The 15,560-nt window shown below is 42.4% G+C and carries 11 protein-coding genes, 3 tRNA genes and 2 rRNA genes; 12 read left to right on the top strand and 4 right to left on the bottom strand.

Features of this window, described 5'->3' with window-relative positions:
* Positions 1 to 261 precede the first annotated feature (261 nt).
* A 23S ribosomal RNA gene (locus tag ACT3S9_RS14550) occupies positions 262 to 3,148 on the top strand.
* A gap of 142 nt (positions 3,149 to 3,290) precedes the next feature.
* A 5S ribosomal RNA gene (rrf, locus tag ACT3S9_RS14545) occupies positions 3,291 to 3,405 on the top strand.
* Between the two features lie 658 nt (positions 3,406 to 4,063).
* On the opposite strand, the gene ACT3S9_RS14540 is transcribed toward rrf, so the two are convergent.
* Positions 4,064 to 6,169, bottom strand: a complete 2,106-nt coding sequence (locus ACT3S9_RS14540) for a GNAT family N-acetyltransferase (protein WP_441836199.1) — start codon at positions 6,167 to 6,169, stop codon at positions 4,064 to 4,066.
* A complete protein-coding gene (gene uvrD, locus ACT3S9_RS14535) occupies positions 6,147 to 8,312 on the bottom strand; it encodes a DNA helicase II (protein WP_441836200.1) in 2,166 nt (721 codons plus the stop codon). The genes ACT3S9_RS14540 and uvrD overlap by 23 nt, the downstream gene beginning before the upstream one ends.
* Before the next feature lie 191 nt (positions 8,313 to 8,503).
* Between uvrD and ACT3S9_RS14530 the strand changes: the two genes are divergently transcribed.
* The 4 genes from ACT3S9_RS14530 to ACT3S9_RS14515 all read left to right on the top strand — a co-directional run bounded on the left by ACT3S9_RS14530 (position 8,504) and on the right by ACT3S9_RS14515 (position 11,111).
* Complete coding sequence (locus tag ACT3S9_RS14530; protein ID WP_086959932.1) at positions 8,504 to 9,472, top strand: IS30 family transposase; 969 nt, start codon at positions 8,504 to 8,506, stop codon at positions 9,470 to 9,472.
* A gap of 205 nt (positions 9,473 to 9,677) precedes the next feature.
* A complete protein-coding gene (locus ACT3S9_RS14525) occupies positions 9,678 to 9,896 on the top strand; it encodes a hypothetical protein (RefSeq protein WP_441836206.1) in 219 nt (72 codons plus the stop codon).
* 120 nt (positions 9,897 to 10,016) lie between these two features.
* Positions 10,017 to 10,385: a YacL family protein gene (locus ACT3S9_RS14520; protein ID WP_441836201.1), complete on the top strand. Its 369-nt coding sequence runs from the start codon at positions 10,017 to 10,019 to the stop codon at positions 10,383 to 10,385.
* Between the two features lie 105 nt (positions 10,386 to 10,490).
* Positions 10,491 to 11,111 carry a dUTP diphosphatase gene (locus tag ACT3S9_RS14515; RefSeq protein WP_441836202.1) on the top strand — a complete coding sequence of 207 codons (621 nt, stop codon included), beginning with the start codon at positions 10,491 to 10,493 and terminating at the stop codon, positions 11,109 to 11,111.
* Here the strand turns inward: ACT3S9_RS14515 and yrfG are convergent.
* Positions 11,104 to 11,751, bottom strand: coding sequence for a GMP/IMP nucleotidase (gene yrfG / locus ACT3S9_RS14510; protein WP_441836203.1), 648 nt, complete (start codon positions 11,749 to 11,751; stop codon positions 11,104 to 11,106). The two genes, ACT3S9_RS14515 and yrfG, sit on opposite strands and share 8 nt — an antisense overlap.
* 61 nt (positions 11,752 to 11,812) lie before the next feature.
* On the opposite strand from yrfG, the gene nudE reads away from it, so the two are divergent.
* The 5 genes from nudE (at position 11,813) to ACT3S9_RS14485 (ending at position 13,664) form a co-directional block, all read left to right on the top strand.
* The gene (gene nudE / locus ACT3S9_RS14505) at positions 11,813 to 12,379 is read left to right on the top strand and encodes an ADP compounds hydrolase NudE (protein WP_441836204.1); all 567 of its coding nucleotides are present in this window, start codon (positions 11,813 to 11,815) and stop codon (positions 12,377 to 12,379) included.
* On the top strand, positions 12,379 to 13,176 hold the full coding sequence (cysQ, locus tag ACT3S9_RS14500; RefSeq protein WP_441836205.1) for a 3'(2'),5'-bisphosphate nucleotidase CysQ: 798 nt from the start codon (positions 12,379 to 12,381) through the stop codon (positions 13,174 to 13,176). Before nudE ends, cysQ begins: the two co-directional genes overlap by 1 nt.
* A gap of 133 nt (positions 13,177 to 13,309) precedes the next feature.
* Positions 13,310 to 13,386, top strand: a tRNA-Met gene (locus ACT3S9_RS14495).
* A gap of 79 nt (positions 13,387 to 13,465) precedes the next feature.
* Positions 13,466 to 13,542 (top strand) — tRNA-Met (locus ACT3S9_RS14490).
* Positions 13,543 to 13,587: 45 nt separating this feature from the next.
* Positions 13,588 to 13,664: transfer RNA gene (locus ACT3S9_RS14485), tRNA-Met, on the top strand.
* Positions 13,665 to 13,808: 144 nt separating this feature from the next.
* Here the strand turns inward: ACT3S9_RS14485 and ACT3S9_RS14480 are convergent.
* On the bottom strand, positions 13,809 to 14,465 hold the full coding sequence (locus ACT3S9_RS14480; RefSeq protein ID WP_441835624.1) for a DUF2959 domain-containing protein: 657 nt from the start codon (positions 14,463 to 14,465) through the stop codon (positions 13,809 to 13,811).
* 87 nt (positions 14,466 to 14,552) lie between these two features.
* Between ACT3S9_RS14480 and ACT3S9_RS14475 the strand changes: the two genes are divergently transcribed.
* Entirely contained in the window at positions 14,553 to 15,446 is an 894-nt protein-coding gene (locus tag ACT3S9_RS14475; protein ID WP_441835637.1) for a virulence factor BrkB family protein, read from the top strand.
* Positions 15,447 to 15,560: the final 114 nt, after the last annotated feature.

Raw genomic sequence — 15,560 nt, 5'->3', positions numbered from 1 at the left:
CACACAGATGATTGTTAGTTAGAAAGCGAACGCTTACTAATTAATATGCTCTTTAAAAATTTGGAAAAGCTGATAATAAAATTCTGATAGATACGTTGTATTTATCAAGAGTTTTCAAAAGTAAAAAAGAATGATAGCAGTATCATTCAGTGCCATTTAGTTAACTCTTATGAGTTGATTGATTGGTATCTACTTTAGTATTCAATATTAACTTCTGGCGAAGTTAAACTGTCACAAAACAAAGACCCGTTTGGGTTGTATGGTTAAGTGACTAAGCGTACACGGTGGATGCCTTGGCAGTTGGAGGCGATGAAGGACGTATTAACTTGCGATAAGCTTAGTCAAGCTAGTAAAAAGCACTTGAGACTAAGATTTCCGAATGGGGAAACCCACCTGCTTGCAGGTATCGTTAACTGAATACATAGGTTAACGAGGCGAACGCGGAGAACTGAAACATCTAAGTACCCGTAGGAAAAGAAATCAACCGAGATTCCGGAAGTAGCGGCGAGCGAAACCGGAACAGCCCTTAAGCTTTTGTTGTGTTAATGGAAGGCGCTGGAAAGCGCCACGATACAGGGTGATAGTCCCGTACATGAAAATGCAATTTAAGTGAAATCGAGTAGGTCGGAGCACGTGAAACTTTGACTGAATATAGGTGGACCATCATCTAAGGCTAAATACTCCCAACTGACCGATAGTGAACCAGTACCGTGAGGGAAAGGCGAAAAGAACCCCTGTGAGGGGAGTGAAATAGAACCTGAAACCGTGTACGTACAAGCAGTAGGAGCCTACTTGTTAGGTGACTGCGTACCTTTTGTATAATGGGTCAGCGACTTATATTTTGTAGCGAGGTTAACCGAATAGGGTAGCCGTAGGGAAACCGAGTCTTAACTGGGCGATGAGTTGCAAGGTATAGACCCGAAACCCGGTGATCTAGCCATGGGCAGGTTGAAGATTGAGTAACATCAATTGGAGGACCGAACCCACTAACGTTGAAAAGTTAGGGGATGACCTGTGGTTAGGAGTGAAAGGCTAATCAAACCGGGAGATAGCTGGTTCTCCCCGAAATCTATTTAGGTAGAGCCTCGGACGAATACTTACGGGGGTAGAGCACTGTTAAGGCTAGGGGGTCATCCCGACTTACCAACCCTTTGCAAACTCCGAATACCGTAAAGTACTATCCGGGAGACACACGGCGGGTGCTAACGTCCGTCGTGAAGAGGGAAACAACCCAGACCGCCAGCTAAGGTCCCAAAGTCATAGTTAAGTGGGAAACGATGTGGAAAGGCACAGACAGCCAGGAGGTTGGCTTAGAAGCAGCCATCCTTTAAAGAAAGCGTAATAGCTCACTGGTCGAGTCGGTCTGCGCGGAAGATGTAACGGGGCTAAACTATGCACCGAAGCTGCGGATTCATCTTAGGATGAGTGGTAGGGGAGCGTTCTGTAAGCGGTTGAAGGTGTGCCGGGAGGCATGCTGGACGTATCAGAAGTGCGAATGCTGACATGAGTAACGATAATGCGGGTGAAAAACCCGCACGCCGGAAGACCAAGGGTTCCTATCCCATGTTAATCAGGGTAGGGTAAGTCGACTCCTAAGGCGAGGCCGAAAGGCGTAGTCGATGGGAAACGGATTAATATTTCCGTACTTGGTATAATTGCGATGGGGGGACGGAGCAGGCTAAGCAAGCATGGCGATGGTTGTCCATGTGAAAGTGAGTAGGTTAGTGACTTAGGTAAATCCGGGTTACTGTTAGACTGAGACACGAGACGAGCCACTAAGGTGGTGAAGTTGTTGATGCCATACTTCCAGGAAAAGCCTCTAAGCTTCAGATTATACCGAATCGTACCCCAAACCGACACAGGTGGTCAGGTAGAGAATACTAAGGCGCTTGAGAGAACTCGGGTGAAGGAACTAGGCAAAATCGTACCGTAACTTCGGGAGAAGGTACGCTCCGATGGGTGACGGGATTTACTCCCTGAGCTAATTGGAGCCGCAGTGACCAGGTGGCTGGGACTGTTTATTAAAAACACAGCACTGTGCAAAATCGCAAGATGACGTATACGGTGTGACACCTGCCCGGTGCCGGAAGGTTAATTGATGGGGTTATCCTTAGGGAGAAGCTCTTGATCGAAGCCCCGGTAAACGGCGGCCGTAACTATAACGGTCCTAAGGTAGCGAAATTCCTTGTCGGGTAAGTTCCGACCTGCACGAATGGTGTAACCATGGCCACGCTGTCTCCACCCGAGACTCAGTGAAATTGAAATCGCAGTGAAGATGCTGTGTACCCGCGGCTAGACGGAAAGACCCCGTGAACCTTTACTACAGCTTGGCACTGAACATTGAACCTACATGTGTAGGATAGGTGGGAGACTTTGAAGATGAGACGCTAGTTTTGTTGGAGTCAACCTTGAAATACCACCCTTGTAGTTTTGATGTTCTAACGTTGGTCCCTGAATCGGGATTACGGACAGTGTCTGGTGGGTAGTTTGACTGGGGCGGTCTCCTCCTAAAGAGTAACGGAGGAGCACGAAGGTTGGCTAAGTACGGTCGGACATCGTACGGTTAGTGTAATGGTAGAAGCCAGCTTAACTGCGAGACAGACACGTCGAGCAGGTACGAAAGTAGGTCATAGTGATCCGGTGGTTCTGAATGGAAGGGCCATCGCTCAACGGATAAAAGGTACTCCGGGGATAACAGGCTGATACCGCCCAAGAGTTCATATCGACGGCGGTGTTTGGCACCTCGATGTCGGCTCATCACATCCTGGGGCTGAAGTCGGTCCCAAGGGTATGGCTGTTCGCCATTTAAAGTGGTACGCGAGCTGGGTTTAGAACGTCGTGAGACAGTTCGGTCCCTATCTGCCGTGGGCGTTTGAGAATTGAGAGGGGTTGCTCCTAGTACGAGAGGACCGGAGTGAACGAACCGCTGGTGTTCGGGTTGTCATGCCAATGGCATTGCCCGGTAGCTACGTTCGGAACTGATAAGCGCTGAAAGCATCTAAGCGCGAAGCAGGCCTCGAGATGATTTCTCACTAGACTTTTAAAGTCTCTGAAGGGCCGTTGAAGACTACAACGTTGATAGGCAAGATGTGGAAGCATGGTGACATGTTAAGCTAACTTGTACTAATTACCCGTGAGGCTTAACCATACAACGCCAAACGCGTTTTATGCGACAGTTTATACAGAAGTTAATGACTAAAGTAGATAATTACTGAAAGACTTAAAAAATATTATTAGCTATTTTCCAAATTTAGTTAGTGCGTAGCGATACGAATTAACGCCCCAATTTGCTTGGTGACAATAGCGTTTTGGACCCACCTGACTCCATGCCGAACTCAGTAGTGAAACGAAACAGCGCCGATGATAGTGTAGCATTTGTTATGCGAAAGTAGGACATTACCAGGCTTCAAATTAAAGAAACCCGTTACAGCAATGTGACGGGTTTTTTACTGTCTGGGATTTAGTAAATAGCCAAGAGCGCATACCGAACTCAGTAGTGAAACAAAACAGCTCGAAGGCGAGCCCCGGCCAAAGATAGTGTAGCATTTGTTATGCGGCTCTCTACCGCTGTGGGCACTACGTCATTATCAGGCTTCAAATTGTAGAAAGCCCGACTCATTGAGTCGGGCTTTTTTACGTCTGGAATAAAGTAAAAACACCAAGCCAAGACCCCGTACCGAACTCAGTAGTGAAACACAGTAGTGAAATACAGCAGCTCCTCTGGGCCAAGCCCTGACAAAGACAGTGTCGTATTTGTTATGCGACTCTCCACCACTGTGGGCACTACGCGCCATTATCAGGCTTTAAATAAAAGAAACCCGTTACAGCAATTGGACGGTTTTTTTGTTGTCTGGGGGTTGTTAAAAAGGTTAATTGAACTGCGTAGAAACAAAGTAGCTCTAGGTGGGTAGGCCGTGACGCCTGAAACTATCTGACTTTAAATTGCAACAAGCTCGATCCAAAACAGTCCGGCCTTTTGCTTTCAGCAACAGAAAATACAGCTGTGTTGTAAAGCAGTAACCAGTTTGGTTGAATCTTGCATTAAAGGTGGCTGCTAATATATTTAGCAAAGCCTAAAATAGTTTTTTTTATACCAATCATTAACAGCCTGTTTGAATAATTGATTGATGCTATTTTTGCCTGTAAGGTTGAGAGTGTTTTTTGCTTCTTCGAGCGACCAACCCTGTAGCGTCAGCCGAATAAGTAACCATTGGAAATCGTCTGAGCAATTTTTTAAGCTGTCTGGATAACACCAGATAATGCGCCATAAAAGAGGTTGAATATCAAAGAGGGTATAGTTTGATGACAATAACTGCTTTAGATGATTTTTGTCATTTTGCGATAGACTAGTATGCGGTAATTTGCTCATTACTGTGCTTACCAAGGTCGGCTCTAAATGACTAAAGTGGGTTAGTAATTGTAATGAGAAGTGTTGGCTAAACTGTAACTCAAGGCGATTTACTAATTCACTATTTATAGTAAGTGGCTTTATTACCAATGCGGCGTGTTCTGCGGTTGTTTTGTCTGCTTTATAACCGATCTTGACTAAGTTGAAGAGGCTTTTTTGCCAAAAAGCCAATAGCGGCGAATTTACACCAAAGCTTGCACCGATCCAAGCGCATGTGGCTTTAACTTGTTGTTCAACAAAGCTCAATAATTGTTGGCCAAGTCCTTGATTGTGGTATTCAGGTGCTACCGCGATTCGCACTATTCGTGCAGTTGACTGTTGTATTACTGAACTATCAAAACTAATTTGTGCTAGTGTTTGCGCTAGTAAGTGCCCTTGTGGACGACGTTCCTTTTCAACTATTTGTTCTGCTAATGCTGCGTCAAAACCACCTTCTATAGCAACTAAACAAACTCCAATAATTTGTTCGTTTACTTTACTAATAAATAATTTTTGCTTCGTACCATCAAGTATTTGGCGTAGATCGTTCACTGTGGTTTGGTAGTGTGCTAACGCCAGCAGTGCGATAACCTGGCGAAGTTGCGCTTCATCATCAATTAATTGTTGCTGGCTAATCTTGTGGTGCGTAACTGTTGTTATAGCGAAGTTAGTTGCTTGGTAACTGGTATCAAGCGCTAGTAAAGTACGAATATGTTGCTCAAGTGGGTCATATTTAGCAAAGCGAATTGGTTGCTCAAGTGTAACGCTACGCATGTTTTTATAGTGTTGTTGCAGATGACGTTTAAAACGTAGCGTATAACCCCTGCCATTACCCTCATAACCTATAATGGTGCTAGCAAATACGATACGTGGATAACTAGCTAGTATTTTTAATAGTATGGGCACCGGAATAGCTGCAGCCTCATCAACAAATAAGATGTCACATTTAGGCAAAGTATCTAGTAATACGTCGGGTGCGACATAGCTGAGGTTAGCTAACTTCTTCTGAGCTTTATTTAGTGGTAAATTTAACTGTGAGGCTAAGTGTTTAAAGCTTGTTTGCACCGCTCGGGGTTGAGTTGCACAAATAATAATATTTTTATCAGTGAGCTCTGCTGCTGCAAAGCCCAAAGCGGCTGACTTACCACGGCCACGATCGGCGCTTATTAATAGTGGGCGATTAGCCCGCCCATTGGCTGTTTTGATTATTTGTTCAATACAGTGTTGCTGCTCAGTTAAATCAAGCTCAATTATAGCTGGTTTATCTATAGCTGTGTGCTTAGCGACAGGTGCTGATTGCCAGCCTGTGTGTTGATCAAAGTGTGCTATATCAAGCTGTGATATGAGTACTGCAAGGCGTTGGTTAAAGTAACTTAGTGTTTGATAGTGCCCATGCGACTGAAATTTACTTAGGGCAGGGTCGTGCCATTGAGTGAGATCACAAAGGTTTGGTAGCAACACAACCATCAAACCGCCAGCGCGAACTGTGCCACTCAGTGCTGCAAATTTATCTGGGTAAATACCGCTAAAGCCGTCATACACAACATGGTCAAATTCTTGACCTAAAATTTGATGCGTATGTTCAGGCCATTGGCTGTTACTCAGTTGCTCGCCATTTGCAAGGATATATATATTAGTTGTTAGCTGGTTTGTTAAGGTTTGAGACTCTTTATAGCACCAGCTTTTTTCACCAGTGATCAGTAACAACTGGCGATGCTTTGCCAGTTGTAACTGCGCTAAAAGTGGCGCAAGGTGTTGCTTAAATAGCTTGGAGTCTGGCATACGCGGTCACTAACCATTTACTGCCTAAATCATCAAAGTTAACTTGAATACGAGATTGTGCACCACTTCCTTCATAGTTTAGTACCGTACCTGCGCCAAACTTAGCATGCAATACGCGTTGGCCTAAACTAAATCCACTGTCTTCAAAGGCTGCGTGGGTTACAGATGGGCTAAAGCGCCCTGATACAGGGGGCCTTGATACTTGTGTTTTAATACGTATTTCTTCAATGCAGTCTTCAGGTATTTCGCGTAAAAATCGTGACGGGCTATGGTATTTTTCTTGGCCATAAAGCCTGCGGCTTTCAGCATGGCTGATATAAAGTTTTTCCATTGCGCGGGTCATGCCTACATAACAAAGTCGGCGTTCTTCTTCTAAGCGGCCTGACTCTTCGTTGCTTTGCTGAGAGGGGAACATGCCTTCTTCAACGCCGACCATGAATACTAATGGAAACTCTAGGCCTTTTGCTGAGTGAAGAGTCATCATTTGTACGGCATCTTCGTGTTCCTCTGCTTGGCCAACACCGGATTCAAGTGAGGTGTGAGCTAAAAAACCTTGTAATGGCGAACTATACTCTTCATCTTCAGGTAGTTCATATTGACCACAAGCGCTGATTAGCTCTTCTAAATTTTCTACTCGAGCACGGCCTTTTTCGCCTTTTTCAGCTTGATACATTGCCATTAAACCTGATGTTTGAATCGCGTATTTTGCTTGTTCCTCTAGGGTGAGGTCGCTTATTTTATCTTCGATATGCTCTACTAACTCAACAAATTTACTAACCGCACCAGCAGCGCGCCCAGATAAATGCTGTTGCTCAACAATTGCTTTAGCCGCATACCATAATGGCAATGATTCATTACGGGCGCAGTCACGAACATGGCTGAGTGTCTTATCACCAATGCCTCTCGCTGGCGTATTTATAACACGCTCAAAGGCTGCATCGTCTTGGCGATTGCCAACTAAACGTAAATACGCCAGTGCATCTTTTATCTCTTGGCGTTCGAAGAATCTCATACCGCCATAAATACGATACTTTAAACCTTCTTGTAGCATGGCTTCTTCAAGTACCCGCGACTGTGCATTGCTGCGATATAAAATAGCAGCATCTTGCAGTGCGTTACCGGCATTGAGCCAGCTACGTAATTTACTACTTACAAAACGTGCTTCATCGAGCTCATTAAATGCCGCATAAACTGAAATCGGCTCCCCTTCACTGCCGTCAGTCCAGAGACTTTTTCCCATTCGGTCTGAGTTATTTTGAATCAACGTATTTGACGCTTTCAAAATAGTGGCTGTTGAACGGTAGTTTTGTTCAAGGCGAATAGTTTCGGCCTCAAAATCAGTTAAAAAGCGCTTAATGTTTTCTATTTTAGCACCGCGCCAACCATAAATACTTTGGTCATCATCACCTACAATCATAATACTGTTAGTATTACCCGCTAACAGTTTTAACCACGCATATTGAATAGTGTTAGTATCTTGGAACTCGTCTACTAACATGTGCGCAAAGCGCTGTTGGTAATGATGAAGTAAGGTTGGGTTATTTTTTAAGACCTCAAAGCTTCGCAGCAGTATTTCAGCAAAATCAACAAGGCCTGCTCGGTCGCATGCTTCCTGATAAGCTTTATAAACGTTTAACATCATTTGTTCGTTGATATCATACGCTTGAATATCTTTAGGGCGTAGGCCTTCATCTTTTTTTGCACTGATGTACCAGCCAAACTGTTTTGCTGGCCATTTTTTATCATCAATATTCATCGCTTTTAGTAAGCGTTTGATCATTCGCAGTTGATCGTCAGAATCTAAAATCTGAAAGCTTTCAGGAAGGTTCGCTTCACGGTGATGAGCGCGTAAAATACGGTGCGATAAGCCATGGAAAGTACCAATCCACATACCGGCAACCGGTGCTTTTAGGGTTTCTTCAACGCGCGAGCGCATCTCTTTAGCGGCTTTATTGGTAAAGGTCACGGCAAATACACTGTAGGCAGATGCTTGCTCTACCTGCATTAACCACGCTATACGATGAACCAGTACTCGAGTTTTACCAGAGCCTGCACCAGCAAGCACTAGCATGTTTTGCAAAGGAGCTGCGACGGCATCCCGTTGTTTATCATTTAAGCCATCGAGTAATTCTGAAACGTCCATCATCACGCCTTTTCAATCATTAATGGCAAATAGTATAACAGGTGTTTTAGTTGGGCTAAATAAAATACTGTTTTTATAACCAGCTCTTTAAATTTAATTAAATCCTAAATTCGGATAATAAGTGCAATTTCTCAGATTAGATGGCCAGCTGTTATAATTCGGCCATTTTCTCGCCAAAGGAAATTGCTTTAATGAAATATAAACAGCTGACACAAGAAGAAAGATACCAGATTTACGCGTTAATAAAAGCAGGAAATAACCAAAAGCAGATAGCTGAAGAACTAACTCGTTCACCGTCATCTATTTCTAGAGAGCTAAAACGCAATAAAGGACTTAAAGGCTATCGGCCTAACCAAGCCAATAACTTTGCTGAACAAAGACGTAAGTCATCTTTCAAAGCAAGTAAGTTAACAGAGGACGTCACTCACTGGATTAATAAATTGTTGCATGACGGACTTTCCCCTGAGCAAGTGGCAGGCCGCTTAGCTTTAGAGAAACAGGTCGTTTTACATCATGAAACAATTTATCAATATATTTACAGAGACAAGGCTCGTGGTGGCAAGCTACATAAGACACTCACTCGTGCATGTAAAAAGTATAAAAAACGCTATGGAAGCTATGATAAACGTGGACAGATAGTTAATCGAGTCAGCATTGATGAACGCCCAAGTATTGTGGATTCAAAGTCTAGGATTGGTGATTGGGAGGGCGATACAGTGATAGGTAAAGGGCGTAAAAATGCGCTTGTCACAATGGTTGAACGTAAAACGTTATATACAGTCGTTCACAGAATTGAAAGCAAGCATGCGAAAATAACAGCCGATGCGCTGATCACGTGTATGACACCATATAAAGGTAAGGTTATTACCGTGACGTTAGATAATGGAAAAGAGTTTGCTCACCATGAGCATGTTGCACAAAAATTAGAAGCTGATGTGTATTTCGCTCATCCCTATTCATCATGGGAGCGGGGCATAAATGAGAATACCAACGGCTTACTTAGACGCTTCTTCCCCAAGGGAACTGACTTTATGGCGCTAAGTGAAGCAGAGATACAGGCGGCAGTTGATAAGCTCAACCATCGGCCAAGAAAAACAAGAGGGTATAAAACCCCTCATGAATTATTTACGGGGCAATCAGAAGTTCTGGTGGCTGCATAATGATTGCACTTAATACTTGAATTCAAGAATGCTAAGATCAAAACAGATTACAAAAATTGCTAATTTGACTTAAACTTAGTGAAATAAACTAAAATTAAATTATATGCTGTGCCATGAATTAATTAACCTGTTGATTATAAATAGTTAAATTATTGGCATGATGCATGTATTAAACTCGTCAGAAATAAAAACATTTGAGGCTATTATGTCAGGACAAGGTTCAGGCGGTAACGTTATCGCGGCTATTTGTAATATATTTTTCCCAGGCCTAGGTCAATTAGTGCAAGGGCGCATTTTATCTGCCATCTTTTTTGCATTAGCTATTATCATTAGTTATGCACTTATTTATGTATTGGTAGGGTTTGTATTAGTGCCTATTATTTATTTGTGGTCAATTATCGATGCAGCTCGTTATAGGTTATAGAATGGTCGAAAAATAGTATCGTAAAATTAATATATTAAGTAGCGCTAATTAAGGCGCTATTTTTTGTACTTTTCACTACTGTCAGTATAATCGGCCAATTGTTTTTTTAAGAGCGTATTCATGGAATATCAATTCATTCGCGATCCAATTAGTGGCTTTCGCATTAAAATAAGTAGCGAGCATGCAGTTATTGGTCGCTGGCTTAATGAAGAAGTCGGCAAAGATAAAATCCCCATGGTACAGGCGCTCATAAAGGCTGTTTCAACTAGCTTTGAACCTATTACATTACAGGGGCAAGAAGTTGATTTAATACTTAATAAAGATGAAGCGATTTTTGAAGCACATGCATTACACCAAGACTCTGAAGATATTTTAGCTTATCAAGATGACGAACTAATGATTGAAGAAAGTGGTCTAACTAGTGGCTGTGGTTTTGACGATTTCGTTGATTTAATTGATTCTTGGCATGAGTTTACGACGTCACGATAAACATAATTAGTACACTAATAAAAATATACAGCAATGCACAATCAGCATTTTATCTGTATTATTACACCAACGAAAATTACGCCACCCAAAACGACAGGAATTGATATGTCTGCCAATTTAAATAAGCTAGTAGTGATGCTAGAAATGCAAAACGCCATGAACACTAAAGTTCACGAGAAATGGTTTAGCCAAGGGTTTGAATGGTCTCGTGCTATTTGGGTTGAATGTGCTGAAATGCTAGATCATTACGGTTGGAAATGGTGGAAAAAACAAACTCCAGATACCGAGCAAGTTATTTTGGAGCTTGTTGATATTTTTCATTTTGGTTTATCGCTACGTATAGATGATGAAACCAGTTATGAGCAAATCGCCACGCAATTAGAGGCGGAGCTGAGCACACCACAACAGGGTGATGATTTTAAACAAACATTAGAGCTATTAGCTGCCTCTGCGGTTGCAGATAAGACCTTTAATGCTGCGGCATTTTCTGGCTGTATGGCACAAATGGGGATGAGTATAGACGATTTATACCGTGGTTATGTGGGGAAAAATACGCTTAACTTTTTCCGTCAAGATTATGGTTACAAAGATGGGAGTTATCATAAAATATGGCAGGGGAAAGAAGATAACGAGCATTTAGTAGAGGTAGTTAAAAGCCTTGATACTGAGCATGCCGATTTTGCTAAACAAGTTTACCAAGGCTTAGTTGCGCGCTACCCTAAATAAGCGTGCGAAAATCAGTGGTGCTTAAATAATCACTGAATTCGTTATTCGGTTGTTGGCTATCAGGGTTGGCAACCGCTAATAAATGCCCAATGCCGTATTCGCGTGCTGCATTAAGTACCGCTAAGCTATCGTCAACAAACAGCGTTCGCTGTTTATCAAACTGCCACTCGTTATGCACTTGCTGCCATAGACTTTGCTGCTCTTTACTTACCCCATATTGATGCGTTGAGATAACCCCATCAAGATAATTATCAATATCAGTAAGCTCAAACTTGAGCATTACATTGTCGGGGTGGGCGTTAGTTAGCATTATTAGGTTTTTACCCTGCAGCTTAAGTGCACTTAAAAATTCAGGTACATCTTCGCGGACTTTTATTTTATGCTGAATTTGGCGTTTTAATTCCATAATTGGCAGATCTAGCTGTTGTTGCCAATAATCAAGGCAATACCAACTTATTTGGCCGCTCACAGCTTGGCAGCGATGCATAATATCTGCTTTAGCCGCTTCAAGGCTAATACCTTGTTTAAGGGCGTGCTGCTGTGGTATGACGTTAAGCCAAAAATAATTATCAAAATGCAAATCAAGTAATGTGCCGTCCATATCAAGTAGCACAGTGTCAATTTTAGACCAATTTAGCATAGGCATTTCACTTTAAAAGATTTATGATGAGTGTAAATGCCATGATAGCAAATTAATGCCGATGACACAGAAAAAGCACCCAGTACCACCACAAATTCTCAGTAATAATGTTGTAGCTAAAAGCCGTTTATTTACGGTCGAGTCTTTAGCACTTAAATTTTCAAATGATGAGCAGCGTCAGTATGAGCGCATCCGTGGTGGTGGCCGTGGGGCTGTAATGATTGTGCCAATTACCAGTGATAACCAATTACTGCTAGTGCGAGAATACTGTGCAGGAACCAATGACTATCAACTTGGTTTTCCAAAAGGCTTAATTGACCCAGGCGAAACACCTGAGCAAGCCGCCAACCGCGAGCTTAAAGAAGAAGTGGGTTTTGGTGCAGAGAAACTTATAGCGCTGAAAACATTATCAATGGCACCTAGCTACTTTAACGCCACGATGCATATTTTATTTGCCGAGCAACTTTATCCGGAGCATTTAGAGGGTGATGAGCCTGAAGAGCTCGTTGTGGTAAAGTGGCCAGTAGTAGATTGGCCCACTTTATTAGAACAAGCTGACTTTACTGAAGCGCGAAGTGTTGCGGCTTTGCTATTATTAAATAAGCATTTAGAGTCAGGGGATAAATAATGATTGAGTTATTAGAGCCATGTATCAGTTTGGCTGAGCAAGCGGGCGCAGCCATTATGTCGCTTTATAAAAAAGACGATATTGGCAAGCAAGAAAAGTCTGATAACACACCAGTAACGAAGGCAGATCTTGCTGCAAACGATGTACTCGTCGCTGGTTTAAAAGCCCTTGCTCCTGATATACCAATTATGTCAGAAGAAACACCGATCCCCGCACTTGCAGAACGCCAAGATTGGCAACGTTATTGGTTGCTTGATCCGATGGATGGCACTGGTGAATTTATACTTGAAAGTGGTGATTTTGCGGTTAACATTGCGCTTGTTGAAAATAACCGCCCTGTACTCGGTGTTATTTATTGGCCGGCTAAAAAAACCACCTATTTTGCCTATTATCAAAATGGTGCGTTTAAACGCGTGGCGGGTGAAGATAAACCGATTAATGTCGCTACACCCGAAAACCTAACTTTAGCGGTAAGTCGCAGGCAAAAAATTGAGGCTGTTAGCCAATATATTGACGCCCAGTTTGCTACAGTTGCGTTAGGCTCATGCTCACTAAAGGCATGTATTGTTGCTGAAGGTAAAGCCGATTGCTTTTTACGAATAGGGCCAACCGGTGAGTGGGACACAGGCGCATCGCAAATTATTGTGGAAGAGGCCGGGGGGTGCATAACTGACGCAGAATTTAACCCTTTGACTTATAACCTGCGAGAAACCACTGAAAATCCAGACTTCATTGTTATGGGTCATCCCGACTGGGAATTTCAAAAAATGATCAGCCCACATCAAAGAGAACTCTAGGTTTGCATGCTTTTTGTTCGGTTGGACTATTTTAAGTAGTTTAGCACTTGCATTCTATTTTGATTGCTATATGATAGCGCTCTCTTCGAAACAGGCTAGTGTTTAACACAATACTGTTAAGAAGAATTACAGGCGCGGGATGGAGCAGTCTGGTAGCTCGTCGGGCTCATAACCCGAAGGTCGTTGGTTCAAATCCGGCTCCCGCAACCACTTCTTTTATAGAATTTGGTGCTGTAAACTCTAACTGAAGAGATTAAAGAAAGTAGTCGATAGACTTAAAATACACAGGCGCGGGATGGAGCAGTCTGGTAGCTCGTCGGGCTCATAACCCGAAGGTCGTTGGTTCAAATCCGGCTCCCGCAACCACTTCTTTAATTAAGTAAGAAGTAAAACAAAACTTAATATTTCAGGCGCGGGATGGAGCAGTCTGGTAGCTCGTCGGGCTCATAACCCGAAGGTCGTTGGTTCAAATCCAGCTCCCGCAACCACTGAAATAACAATATAAAATATTAAACAGACACGCTAAAAGCGTGTTTTTTTATGCCTGAAATCCAGTGAGACTCAGTGAAATGCAAAGGTAACAAAACATATTAAAAAGCCTGCTAAAGGCAGGCTAATTCGTGAGATACTTGTTAGGTTGCTTTGTTCATTTGCTCAATGAACTTATTAGAATCCGCGATAGATTTATTCATATCATCCATCAATACTTTTATATCACGCTTTAAGTTGGTGAATTCACCTTTAATAGCACTAACGGCTTGTGCATTTAAGTTATGTTTTAAATATAAAACATTGTCTTGAAGAGAGGAAAGCACGGGTTCCATTTTACTTTCAGCACTGCGCATAGAGCGTAACAATTGATCAAACTGACGCTGGGTGGTGCTTAGCTTTTTACTGCTTTCGCGCTTTAGCGATGCACTTTTATATTGCTCAAGTTCATCTGCCCACTCTTCAAATAATGCTTCAGCTACATCTTCAACTTTATTAATATTGTTGGTGACATCATTAGCCGCTTGTAAGCTTGACTCGTAGTCATCATTTAGCTGGTTATAGGCGTCTTGTAACTCACCTCCTTCAAAGTCTATCAGGGTTGTTAGGCGTTCAAGTGCCGATTGAAACTCTTCTTGAGATTCTTCTTGGGAGTCTTTTGTTTCTTCAACACGGTCAACAAGAATGTCTCGTTTGTGCACACCGACAGACTCCATTGCCGAATAATAAGCTGACTGACATCCAGAAAGTGATAGCGTGACGGCTAAAATAGGTGTGCTAAGTAAAGCTAATTTTTTCATTAAAATACCCTTATAAATCCATTATTACTTTAAATTATGTGGTGGATTGCTATGATAATCAAAACTATTTTATCAAAAGTTAAATTTATGGATGACAAGCTTACATATTATAAGCAGCAAGCTCGCATTTTTATTCGCAAACAGCCCGTTTGGTGGATGCAATATATTAATCGTTGTATTGATGATCAAGTTACTATAAATGCAGGATATTTAGCATATGTCACTTTGCTATCCTTAGTGCCTTTAATTGCTGTTGGTGTGGCTATTTTCTCTGCTTTTCCGGGTTTTGAAGGGACTCGGGCTGCCATAGAAAGCTTCTTATTTACTAACTTTGTGCCAACCTCTTCAGATGTAATAAAAGAGCATATTAGCTCATTTGCAGGAAATGCGAATCAAATGACTGCAGTAGGTATTGGCTTTTTGGCTGCTATTGCTTTGTTACTTATTCGTAATGTTGACGCCACACTTAATCGAATTTGGCGAATAAAGAAGAAACGCCCAATGGTAATTTCGTTTGCCGTGTACTGGATGGTATTGAGCCTTGGACCTGTGCTATTGGGAGCAAGTATTGGTGTTACTTCCTATATTGTATCTTTGGTGTCGTTTGCAGATCAGGGCATTCCTGGATTTAGTGGTTTTTTACTAGGGTTGTTGCCGTACTTAATCTCAATGGCAGGCTTTATTATGCTCTATACTTTAGTGCCTAACACCCGGGTGCCTTTTAAAGCTGCTATACCCGGTGCTTTTTTTGCTGCGTTATTGTTTGAACTGACAAAAAAAGGTTTTGCGCTTTATATCAGCCACTTTCCTTCATACGAAGTAATTTATGGTGCCGTGGCAACCATCCCTATTTTATTCGTATGGATTTATCTATCTTGGGTAGTGGTGTTACTTGGCGCGGAGTTTACCGTTTGCATATGTCCTGATGATATAGAAGAGACATCAGATAGCGTGCTTGATGAGGACACTTCCTCCACTTAACACCTTATGACTAGGTTTGTCGTATGGTGACGTACAGCACTTTGCTGATTCGGGTTCATGTACAATGACTGTAATGTATATTTGGAGTTGTACGGCGTGTTACCGCTTTTATAG

Source organism: Pseudoalteromonas sp. AOP31-A2-14 (assembly GCF_052378035.1).
Classification (GTDB): Bacteria; Pseudomonadota; Gammaproteobacteria; order Enterobacterales; family Alteromonadaceae; genus Pseudoalteromonas.
This window is presented reverse-complemented; position numbering and strand designations above follow the sequence as displayed.

Coding starts and splice junctions, on each gene's coding strand:
- ACT3S9_RS14540 (WP_441836199.1), bottom strand. CDS start 6,169: ATGCCAGACTCCAAGCTATTTAAGCAACACCTTGCGCCACTTTTAGCG.
- uvrD (WP_441836200.1), bottom strand. CDS start 8,312: ATGGACGTTTCAGAATTACTCGATGGCTTAAATGATAAACAACGGGAT.
- ACT3S9_RS14530 (WP_086959932.1), top strand. CDS start 8,504: ATGAAATATAAACAGCTGACACAAGAAGAAAGATACCAGATTTACGCG.
- ACT3S9_RS14525 (WP_441836206.1), top strand. CDS start 9,678: ATGTCAGGACAAGGTTCAGGCGGTAACGTTATCGCGGCTATTTGTAAT.
- ACT3S9_RS14520 (WP_441836201.1), top strand. CDS start 10,017: ATGGAATATCAATTCATTCGCGATCCAATTAGTGGCTTTCGCATTAAA.
- ACT3S9_RS14515 (WP_441836202.1), top strand. CDS start 10,491: ATGTCTGCCAATTTAAATAAGCTAGTAGTGATGCTAGAAATGCAAAAC.
- yrfG (WP_441836203.1), bottom strand. CDS start 11,751: ATGCTAAATTGGTCTAAAATTGACACTGTGCTACTTGATATGGACGGC.
- nudE (WP_441836204.1), top strand. CDS start 11,813: ATGACACAGAAAAAGCACCCAGTACCACCACAAATTCTCAGTAATAAT.
- cysQ (WP_441836205.1), top strand. CDS start 12,379: ATGATTGAGTTATTAGAGCCATGTATCAGTTTGGCTGAGCAAGCGGGC.
- ACT3S9_RS14480 (WP_441835624.1), bottom strand. CDS start 14,465: ATGAAAAAATTAGCTTTACTTAGCACACCTATTTTAGCCGTCACGCTA.
- ACT3S9_RS14475 (WP_441835637.1), top strand. CDS start 14,553: ATGGATGACAAGCTTACATATTATAAGCAGCAAGCTCGCATTTTTATT.